This window comes from Sporosarcina sp. SAFN-010 (assembly GCF_059415065.1).
The window spans coordinates 60,785-70,403 of record NZ_JBPFDS010000008.1 but is presented as its reverse complement, the minus strand read 5'-3'; the positions used below and the strand labels follow the sequence as shown (position 1 = coordinate 70,403).

Annotated in this window: 10 protein-coding genes; all 10 read right to left on the bottom strand. The window is 42.6% G+C overall.

Features of this window, described 5'->3' with window-relative positions:
- Positions 1 to 161: 161 nt before the first annotated feature.
- Complete coding sequence (locus ACR65F_RS10550; RefSeq protein ID WP_440504406.1) at positions 162 to 704, bottom strand: histidine phosphatase family protein; 543 nt, start codon at positions 702 to 704, stop codon at positions 162 to 164.
- An 80-nt stretch (positions 705 to 784) separates the two neighbouring features.
- Positions 785 to 1,675 carry a dimethylarginine dimethylaminohydrolase family protein gene (locus ACR65F_RS10545; protein WP_440504405.1) on the bottom strand — a complete coding sequence of 297 codons (891 nt, stop codon included), beginning with the start codon at positions 1,673 to 1,675 and terminating at the stop codon, positions 785 to 787.
- Between the two features lie 152 nt (positions 1,676 to 1,827).
- On the bottom strand, positions 1,828 to 3,171 hold the full coding sequence (gene dsdA, locus ACR65F_RS10540) for a D-serine ammonia-lyase (RefSeq protein ID WP_440504404.1): 1,344 nt from the start codon (positions 3,169 to 3,171) through the stop codon (positions 1,828 to 1,830).
- A 29-nt stretch (positions 3,172 to 3,200) separates the two neighbouring features.
- A complete protein-coding gene (locus tag ACR65F_RS10535) occupies positions 3,201 to 3,818 on the bottom strand; it encodes a response regulator transcription factor (RefSeq protein ID WP_039043449.1) in 618 nt (205 codons plus the stop codon).
- Between the two features lie 7 nt (positions 3,819 to 3,825).
- Entirely contained in the window at positions 3,826 to 4,959 is a 1,134-nt protein-coding gene (locus ACR65F_RS10530; protein WP_440504403.1) for a sensor histidine kinase, read from the bottom strand.
- A gap of 91 nt (positions 4,960 to 5,050) precedes the next feature.
- Positions 5,051 to 6,103, bottom strand: a complete 1,053-nt coding sequence (gene desA / locus ACR65F_RS10525; RefSeq protein WP_440504402.1) for a Delta(5) desaturase DesA — start codon at positions 6,101 to 6,103, stop codon at positions 5,051 to 5,053.
- 150 nt (positions 6,104 to 6,253) lie between these two features.
- A complete protein-coding gene (gene fabG, locus ACR65F_RS10520) occupies positions 6,254 to 6,994 on the bottom strand; it encodes a 3-oxoacyl-ACP reductase FabG (RefSeq protein WP_440504401.1) in 741 nt (246 codons plus the stop codon).
- A 94-nt stretch (positions 6,995 to 7,088) separates the two neighbouring features.
- The gene (gene ytxJ, locus ACR65F_RS10515) at positions 7,089 to 7,415 is read right to left on the bottom strand and encodes a bacillithiol system redox-active protein YtxJ (RefSeq protein ID WP_039043445.1); all 327 of its coding nucleotides are present in this window, start codon (positions 7,413 to 7,415) and stop codon (positions 7,089 to 7,091) included.
- A gap of 15 nt (positions 7,416 to 7,430) precedes the next feature.
- Positions 7,431 to 9,041 (bottom strand): aminotransferase class V-fold PLP-dependent enzyme, encoded by a 1,611-nt coding sequence (locus tag ACR65F_RS10510; protein ID WP_440504400.1) that lies wholly within the window; start codon positions 9,039 to 9,041, stop codon positions 7,431 to 7,433.
- A complete protein-coding gene (locus ACR65F_RS10505; RefSeq protein ID WP_440504399.1) occupies positions 9,038 to 9,604 on the bottom strand; it encodes a glycerol-3-phosphate acyltransferase in 567 nt (188 codons plus the stop codon). The genes ACR65F_RS10510 and ACR65F_RS10505 overlap by 4 nt, the downstream gene beginning before the upstream one ends.
- Positions 9,605 to 9,619: the final 15 nt, after the last annotated feature.

Genomic DNA, 9,619 nt, shown 5'->3' with positions numbered 1-9,619 from the left:
CTGCTTCTATGATCACTCCCCATGCTTTATGAGCACTTTCCTGCTTTTATAATCACTTCTCATGCTTTATAAGCACTTTTCAAGATTCACTGCATCTTTCCCAATACTAAACAAACAAATTTAAGAGCGTCCACGAAAATTCTTGGACGCCCTCTTATTGTTCACTCATGTTCCCACAAATGGGTGATCTGTGCACCCGCTTCAGTCAATCTTAATTCATAGACGTCAGGATGCTTAACTGCTTGCCACTCTTCAAATCCAATGCGCTCATTAAAACAGCGCATGAGCAACACAAGTAATAAGCTATGCGTAACTAATACCGTATGGTTATTGTCTGGTAGTTCATCGATAACTTCACACGCTCGCTGTATCGCCTCGTTCGATGTCTCACCATCTTCATATGATAGATTCAAATCTAAAAATGTATCTTCCACTTTTAACAACCAATCATCAAATACTTGTGAGCTCATTTGACGCTCCGCTAATCTGCTATCTTCCTCAGTATGAATACCAAGTTTGTCTCCTATTTCGTTTGCAGTCTGCCTCGTCCGCATCAAAGGACTTGTAATAATTCGCTCAATTGGATAACGTTCTAAAAACTGTGCTAGTTCAGATACGTGTAGAATGCCTTCAGCTGTCAATGAATCTTGAGCGGTAAATCCTTCTGCCTCTCCATGATTCACAAGATAAATTACTTTCTCCATTGAATACCCTCCTCATCGTTAAATCCCAATCGCAACAATTGTAAAAAGCCGCTCCCAAAAATAAGTAGCGGCTTTTCCAATTAATCGTTTCGTACTACCGGCATTGAACAGCAACGGAATGAGCCACCCGATTTAATAATTTCAGAGAAGTCGATTTCGATTACATCGAAACCTTTACTGCGCATCGCCGCATTGACCTGGGGATTCTGTGGAAGACTGAACAGCCGCCCGCTTCCAATTGACAATACATTCGTGCCCATTGTAAATTGTTCTTCTTTGTTAACTTCGATAAGATTGTACATCGACTCTAGGCTCTTGCGCGTTTCCTCATCGAATGCTTCGGGAAAGTACAGTCCGTCCCCAGAAGAAATCACGTTGAATACACAATCGAGATGCAAATACTTTTCATTGAACGGCACCCGAATGACTTCATGATCCGGGAGGCTTTGTTCTAAATGCAGCACAGACTCTTCACTCGTTCGGCTACTAATTCCTACAAACACACGGTTACGGTCTACAATCACATCTCCGCCTTCTACCCTGCTTTCTGACACCCGGAAAGGAATGTTTTCTTGTAGAAGCCAGTTTTGAAGAGCTGCTTCTTCTCCTTTACGAATATCACTTGCCATATCAGCAAGAAACAACCGATCGCCAAGTGTAAATCCAATATCTCTGGTGAATACTTGCTCCGGATAGCGCTCTGAAGAAGGGAGTTTAATGACTTCTACATTGTGTTCTTTCAGTTTTGCTTCAAATTCTTTATGTTGCTGCATCGCTTTCTCACGATCGATATTTTCATCTTTATATTTCTTTTGCACATCATTGATAATATCTTTAATCGCCATATATTTAGGTTCACACAAAACGACCCGACGTAAAGTATCGTATTCTGTTACACACTTTGCAACTGACATTTTAGAATAAGTTTGATCTTTCTGGTTGTCCATCTCTTGAGTAACAGGGGAGTTCATAATTGTTCATCCTCCAGATAAAGTTGTTTAGTATCTTTACTATTTATTCCCCTTGGCATGATCTTTCAAACGAATATGACGGCCTAATAACCATCCGTTTTTATGAATAAAAAAACAGTTAACGTTTCAATTGAACGTTAACTGTCGATGAGTTATTCTGCACATTTTGTCGATTTCCCGGGAAATAATTCGACATTTCGGCCTTCTTTATAATAATCTTCCATCACGTCTTCAGGTACCATTCCGCCACCAGTAGACCAGACAAGATGCCGCGCTTCACTCGATTTCGCATCCGCTACGCCTGAAGATACAGTGTGAAGTGCACCCATCATTCCTGCAAGTGCAGATGGCTCTGCATAAATGGACTCTGCATCTGCAAGCATGCGGAGCAATCCAAATAATGTATTGTCTTTCACAGTGTAAATCCCCTCAAGAAAAGGTTTCATGACATTTCCAACAAAACCTGACGGTCGACCTACTGCTAGTCCATCTGCAACTGTTTTGTTGTCTAGTCCTATTTCTTGTACACTAATTTTGTCGTGTAACTCTGTCATCATTCCAAGTAACATGCATGGTGAACTGACAGGCTCTGCAAAATAGCAATGTACGGCATCGCCAAAGGCCAACTTCAAACCAAACGCGACACCACCTGGTCCACCACCTATACCACATGGTAAATAGACAAACAGAGGATGCGCCTCATCTACCACGATTTCTTGTTCTGCAAGCTGTGCAGCAATACGTTCGCCTGCAACTGCATAACCGAGAAATAGGGCACGTGAATTTTCATCGTCCACAAAATGGCACATTGGATCCTGTTCAGCTTCACGACGTCCTTCTTCTACGGCTTTACTGTAGTCATCCTCGTATTCAATGACAGTAACCCCTTTGCTTCGGAGTAATTCCTTTTTCCAAATTTTTGCATCGGCTGACATGTGAACAGTCACTTTGAATCCAAGTGCAGCACTCAAGATCCCAATGCTCAATCCAAGGTTACCCGTCGAGCCAACCGCAATTTTATGGGAAGCGAACAAATCTTTGAAATGTTGCTCTGAAAACTGACGATAATCCTGATCTTTCTTAAGAAGACGGTGTTCTACTGCTAACATTTCCGCATGTTTTAATACCTCATGAAACCCACCTCGTGCTTTAATGGATCCAGATACAGGTAACGCATTGTCTTGTTTGATGAGCAAGGTGCCTTCAAAATGGACGCCGGTCTCCTCGATTAGCCGCTCCTTCATGACTGGGATTTCGGTTAGGGGAGATTCAATGAGTCCCTCGGTGGCCTTCGTTTCTGGAAAAACATCTGCAAAAAATGGTGCAAATCGTTTCAGTCGATCCGATGCGTCTTTCACATCGGCTGACGTCAAAACTGATGTTTTGAGTGCTGACGCTATAGATGTAAGATGGGGATTCTTCCATAAAACCTCTTCTTTGTTTGCCATATGACTAATTAGTGGAAAATCAGTCGCCAATCTCTCCATTTTCTGCATAAATACCCTCCTATAAATGGCTTCACTAATTATTTCCCTTTGGACCAACCTTTTTCTTTGAAACGTTTCACAGCTTCAATTCGACTGCCCGCTGACATTTTGTCTAAGATAATGGAGATGTAATTCCTCACAGTCCCCGGTGTTAAGTGTAAGACGTTCGCAATTTGTTTCGTTGTTTTTCCGTCAGCAATCAATTCCAGTACTTCTGCTTCTCGTTCAGTCAACGGACTTTCGATTTCTCGATCTTCGCCATATGCAATGTCTACAAGTTCAGGCGCGTAAATGCGACGTCCCGCCATAATCGTCCGAATCGAGCTAACCAAATCTTCTATCGGGCTATCTTTTAGTAAATAGCCTCGAACACCCGCTTTTCGCGCTCTCTCAAAATAGCCAGCTCTTGCGAATGTAGTCAAAATCACGATTTTACACGGTTCAGCACGTAAATTTTCGGCGGCCTCTAGACCTGTTAGCACTGGCATTTCGATATCCATAATACAAATATCCGGGTGTAATTCTTGAACAAGATTTACTGCCTCATCTCCATTTCTAGCTTGCCCAACCACTTCCATATCATCTTCTAAACTGAGCAATGAGCCGAGCGCTCCTAGTAACATGCCTTGGTCCTCAGCTAACACAATCCGTATCATGTACCTCTCACTCCTTTACGATATGTCTTAAAATAGATGGGATCTCGAACGTCAATGCAGTTCCACCATCTTGTTCATTTTGGATATGAAGAATTCCATTCACAAAGTCCAGTCGCTCTCGCATCCCGTTCAAACCGTTACCGGGTAGAGCATCTGCGCCTTCTAATAATCCGATTCCATTATCCGCGACTGTAATAGAAAAGTCCTCCGATACGGGATGAAATGTAATCGTACAACTAGAGGCAAAGCTATGTTTGACTACATTCGTTACAGCTTCTTTCAAACACATACTTAGTACATTTTCCACTATTGGGGTAATTTCTCGATATGAAGCCTCTCCTACGACAGTGAGTTCAATTTCAGCTGCACGCAGTACTTGCTGTACTCTGGTTAGTTCTTCGGAAAGACGCACTGCTCGCATATTGGAAACGAGTTCCCGTACCTCGTTGAGTGCAACACTCGCAGTTTGACGGATGTCCTGTAACTCTCGCGCAGCACGTTCAGGATCACGTGTAATTAGTTTTCCTACCAAATCACTTTTAAGTCCTATAAGCGATAGTTTTTGACCTAGCGTGTCATGGAGATCTCGTGCAATTCGTTGTCGCTCTGCTACCACAGTCAATTCAGATATTCGTTCTTGTGCATATACTAACTGACCTTCCAATTTCTCTTGCTTGTTACGATTGTACAAGTTGAAAGGAAGTAGAACAACACCAATTAACGTCAAGATCAAGAAGTGGACTTGCGGTAAAAACAAATCAATCTCGATGAAGAATCCTGCAACGATTGCACTGATTGTCAGCGCAATATGAATGCCATACATTATGAAAAAGCCAACCGCCCGTCTGATGTTGCCGATGAAAAACGCTGTAAATAAAGCTAGGTATACGTAGCCGAACAACAACGTCAGTCCAATATTTATCGCCATTTCAAACGCAAGCCACATGTAAACAAGTCCGCTTTGAGATTTGAACGAAAAACGATAACATAGTAAATATAAAAATACCATGGCAATACCTATTGCGATATTAATGGGTTCAGACGTTCTGAAGATAAAGAAAAAGGGCAGCACGCAGAAAATGACCCAGATGTAGATGCTTAACCATGGATATCGAGGAAACAAATTGTACCAACTATTCATCTGCATCCCTCCCATTCCATTCCATTTCTCTTTAGTTTACCGGTTAAAAAGTAAAAAAGCCATCTCTTGATGAGATGGCCAGTAATCTGCATTATTTCGTGTCAAATGTAGTTTTCTTAGGTTTCAACTCGATGGAAACATTTTTTAGTTTCGCTGCTTTTTGAATCCCACGGAAGGTTACAAATGTTTTGTGCTCAGGGTCATACAGTTTATAACGCAGTGATTCCAAACTCTTTTTCATATCGATTGTCGTTGCTTGTTGAAGTGGTGGCGTCAATTCATGAGCCATCTCTAAATTATAGTTCGGAACTCTTGGAGCCAAGTGATGCACATGGTGGAAACCGATGTTACCGGTTGCCCATTGAAGGACTTTCGGTAGTTTGTAATACGAGCTACCTTCAACTGCTGCTTTCACATAATCCCATTCAGTTTCTTCCTCGAAATACGAATCTTCAAATGTGTGCTGGATGTAGAATAACCAAATGCCAAGCGCACCTGCTGTGAACATTGTAGCACCTTGAACAATAACGAACGCTTTCCAGCCAACAAGCAAAATCATACCTGTATAAAGCACAACGAGACAAACATTGATGAGGTACGTGTTCATCCGTTCTTTTTTACGGGCATCTTTTCTATTGAATCTGCTGGAAATCAGAACGAGATACAACGGTCCAAATCCAAACATGACTAGTGGGTTCCGGTAAAAACGATACGCCAAACGTTGCCAAGAAGACGCTTCTTGATATTCCTGAATCGTCATGACCCAGATATCACCTACGCCGCGCTTGTCGAGATTAGAGCTTGTTGCATGGTGTATTGCGTGCTCACGTTTCCACTTTTCATATGCGAACAACGTGAGAACTCCTGTAATCGTTCCTACAATGTCATTTACTTTTTTGTTTTTAAAGAAAGAGCCATGTGTGCAATCATGAAAAATAATGAATGTCCGAACGACAAATCCTGATGCTACCACACAAATCGCTAGTGTTAACCATATGGATACAGACAACGCTTGATACGCTGCAAACCATAGAATAAGTAGCGGTGGTACGGTATTGACAAGTTGAATAATACTTTTCTTTAAATCTGACTTTGCAAATGGAGCAACATTTTTGTGTAGCTGTTTTGTTTTTTCTTTACTCATGACAGCCTCCCGATAAGCGGTCCGATTGCTCGGCCGTTACTTAGTACGTTAATCGTACAAGGAAACATTCCACTACAATAGGCATGAATGTCATGAGTATTCATATGTTAAGTGTCATATTTTGTGAATGTTTTCACAAGGATGCACAAATTATTTAAGCATCCCACCATCAACCTCAAGAACTGTTCCGTTGATGAACGATGCTTCATCGGAAGCTAAAAACAAGTACGCATTCGCTATGTCTTCTGAAGTGCCAAAGCGTGGAAAAGGCGTCATCTGACGAATCTGAGCAATAATCTTTTCAGGAATTGTTTCTATCATTTCTGTCTCAATAAAACCTGGCGCCACTGCATTCACGGTGATGCCCTTAGGACCGAATTCTTTAGCCCAAGTCTTCGTCATTCCGATGATGGCTGCTTTTGATGCAGCATAATTGGCTTGCCCTACGTTTCCACCCGTACCTGCAATTGATGACGTGCTTATAATGCGTCCAGTACCTGCTTCGATCATACTTGGTAAAAAAGCTTTCGTACAATTGAACACTCCTGTAACGTTCACGTCAAGAACACGACGAAACGCACTTGCTTCCATTTTTAACGTCATTGCGTCCATTGTAATCCCTGCATTGTTGACAAGAATGTCGACCCTACCGAATTGCTCGATAATGGCAGCTGCCACACTATTTACCTCTTGCTCATTTGCTACATCTGCCTTAAAAAAAGCTGCATCATTTCCTTCAGCATGTAGTTGTTGAGCTATCGCTTCACCTGCCTGTTCATCAACGTCGATGATGATAACTTGAGCACCTTGCTCACAAAAAATACGAGCGGCTGTCGCACCTATTCCTTTTGCTCCACCAGTGATTACAGCGGTTTTTCCTGATATTCGCAATCACAACGCCTTCTTCCTTTTAGACTCTCTAGTTACTCACATTTTACCATAGTTGAACAAAACAGGCACCGCTACTTGCGAGTGCCTGTTCGTTTTACCTATTTGCATGGACTGCGTTTTTCAAAGCCGATTGCTGGATATTATAATGCGATGCATACCAAACAGCCTTTCCGTTCTTTATGAGTATTGCTTGAGGGGACTCGTGCTTCACACCTGTATCCTCGGCAATTTTCCGCGAGACGTCTTTACTTGTTTGGACAATTACACAGTATTTTGGAACTTCGGTCTCAAAGTTTTGAAACTCCCGATAGCCTGCTGCACTAATAGGGCACGTCGTACTGTGCTTGACGATAAGTACAGGCTCATTACTAGACTGTTCTACTATCCCATTCCATTCTTCGGTTGTATGAAGTTCTTGCATGTAGATCCTCTCCTTTTAGTTATATATGCTAAATTCCCTTGTTTGTTCCCGATTAAACGACGTCAAACGCTTCAATACTTCTAAAAATCGGTTGATATCATCGTCACTCATTTCATTCATCGCAGCCAGTTGTAGCCAGTTTCGTTCTCGCAAGTACTTACTTTCGTAGTGCGTTCGGTAACCATTTAAAAACAAGTCTTCTCCTAACTGATGTGCAGACTCTTCCTCATTGAAGATGATAGTTAAAATTCCTGGGCTGGCAGATATTCCTTGCCCAAGGATTTGGTAGCCCATCCGTTCAATAGATGTTCGAAGAGTGTCGGAACGTTTACGAATGGTATCATAATGGTTTTCAGGGTCACTCATTAGAGCGAAAATGGCTTTATCAAGCGCATGAAGAAGGTTTGAGGATTGTGTATAAGGTATCCCTTCTGTAGCGCTATAATTACCAAGATCCAGGTAGCGTGGTATTTCCGGGTCAGGTTGTATGTCCTGTTCGTGAAATACAAGTGCCAATCCTGAAAAACTACCGAGACCTTTTCCACTAACGGATGACGCAAAGTCGACCCCTTCCAAGTTAATTGGAACAGTCCCCAGTGAACTTGCACAATCGGCTGCAATGCGAACGCTACGCGCTAAACACACGTCACGAATGGTATCCAAATCGTTCAGTACACCGGTGGACGTCTCGCAGTGAACAAACCATATCCAGCTATACAAATTGGAATCTAATACTGCTTCGATTTCTTCCGTATCGAACAAATCTCCCCAAGCCCTTTCTAGAGAGTCAAATTCCAACCCGAATCGCCGGGCATGATCACACAAGCGAGCGCCGAATTCCCCGTTGTTGAGAATGAGCCCCTTTCCAGGGAGACGCTTGAGCTGCGCGGCAACCACGTCATTTGCAAGTGTGCCTGTCCCTTGTAGAACTTGGACGTGACATGCTGCTGTCAATACTTTCAGCTGTTCCTGAACTGACATTAGTAACCGGGAGTATGCAGGTGAACGGTGAGAAATCGAATCCGTACATAACGCTTGTTGTACAGCTTTTGAAGTCGTAGTTGGTCCTGGTAAAAAGTTCAGTATCGGCTTTGCAATCCTTCCAGCGACACTCGTTTCGTACGTTTCCTTCGTGAGTATCATAGGAATAAAAGTTGCCTCTGCCGTTCCGGTGGGCTCAGCAAATGGCACAAATCCAAGTTGCCGATACAACTTCAACTCTCGAACAGTACCCGAAATGACCGCAGCATCATACCCTGCTTTCAAACACCAATTTACCAGTGCTTGCAACATGCCCAGGAAAGGACGCCCCGTTCGATATTGCGCTTCTATGGAAAGCAGTCTGATTTCCACAAGATACCGAGGGGGATTTGCAAGTTTTTCCTCCACGGGACCAATTTTCTTGTCCAGGGAGAATGGCCGGGTTGAGCGTACAGCAATCATTCCAATTACTTTTGAGTCTTTCATGCATAGTAAATATGTATTCGAGTTATGAAATTGATCCCTCAATCGTCTATCTTCATTTGGAAGATGCTGAGGAATTTCTTCAACGAACGTTTCATAATTCAGCTTATGGATTTGTTCTTCATCCTGTTTGGTCCTTGCCAATCTGTAAAAGTAGGTCATCTTGTTTTATTCCTTCCTATTGAGATTTGAAGATCTGCTCGATGTGTCCATAGCAACAGTCCAACTACGAGTAATGCGAGCAGAGTTACCTTCGCGTCATTTAACCAAATGCTACAAGGGACAATCGTTATCGTCGCGAACACACTGGCTGCTGTAAATTTCTTGATTGCCGGATACAAAACAGCGAAACCTAACAAAATAGCGAGGATCCATATCGGATTAAAGACAAGCACGCCACCGATGAACGTTGCGGCTCCTTTGCCCCCTTTAAAACGATGAACAATTGGATAACAATGACCAAGCATAACAGCCGCTAAAGCCAGCAATTCGATAACAGGTCGACCATCAATCCAAAATGCTATAAAAACGGCTAATGCCCCTTTACCCGCATCAAGTAAGAATACCAGCAAGAATGCTTTTTTACCGAATATCCTCCCTGTATTTCTTGCTCCCGGATTTCCACTCCCTTCAGCTAAAACGGTCTTCCCTGAACGTTTTCCGATTTGCAATGCCGGTAGAAAATTCCCTAGTAGATAAGACATCAGTGTTAGTAAAAAAATCATTCCACTACTCCATTT

Bases quoted from the DNA above. Each gene is read 5' to 3' on its own strand.
- desA (WP_440504402.1), bottom strand. From the start codon at position 6,103: ATGAGTAAAGAAAAAACAAAACAGCTACACAAAAATGTTGCTCCATTT.
- ACR65F_RS10505 (WP_440504399.1), bottom strand. From the start codon at position 9,604: ATGATTTTTTTACTAACACTGATGTCTTATCTACTAGGGAATTTTCTA.
- ACR65F_RS10550 (WP_440504406.1), bottom strand. From the start codon at position 704: ATGGAGAAAGTAATTTATCTTGTGAATCATGGAGAGGCAGAAGGATTT.
- ACR65F_RS10535 (WP_039043449.1), bottom strand. From the start codon at position 3,818: ATGATACGGATTGTGTTAGCTGAGGACCAAGGCATGTTACTAGGAGCG.
- ACR65F_RS10545 (WP_440504405.1), bottom strand. From the start codon at position 1,675: ATGAACTCCCCTGTTACTCAAGAGATGGACAACCAGAAAGATCAAACT.
- dsdA (WP_440504404.1), bottom strand. From the start codon at position 3,171: ATGCAGAAAATGGAGAGATTGGCGACTGATTTTCCACTAATTAGTCAT.
- ACR65F_RS10530 (WP_440504403.1), bottom strand. From the start codon at position 4,959: ATGAATAGTTGGTACAATTTGTTTCCTCGATATCCATGGTTAAGCATC.
- ytxJ (WP_039043445.1), bottom strand. From the start codon at position 7,415: ATGCAAGAACTTCATACAACCGAAGAATGGAATGGGATAGTAGAACAG.
- ACR65F_RS10510 (WP_440504400.1), bottom strand. From the start codon at position 9,041: ATGACCTACTTTTACAGATTGGCAAGGACCAAACAGGATGAAGAACAA.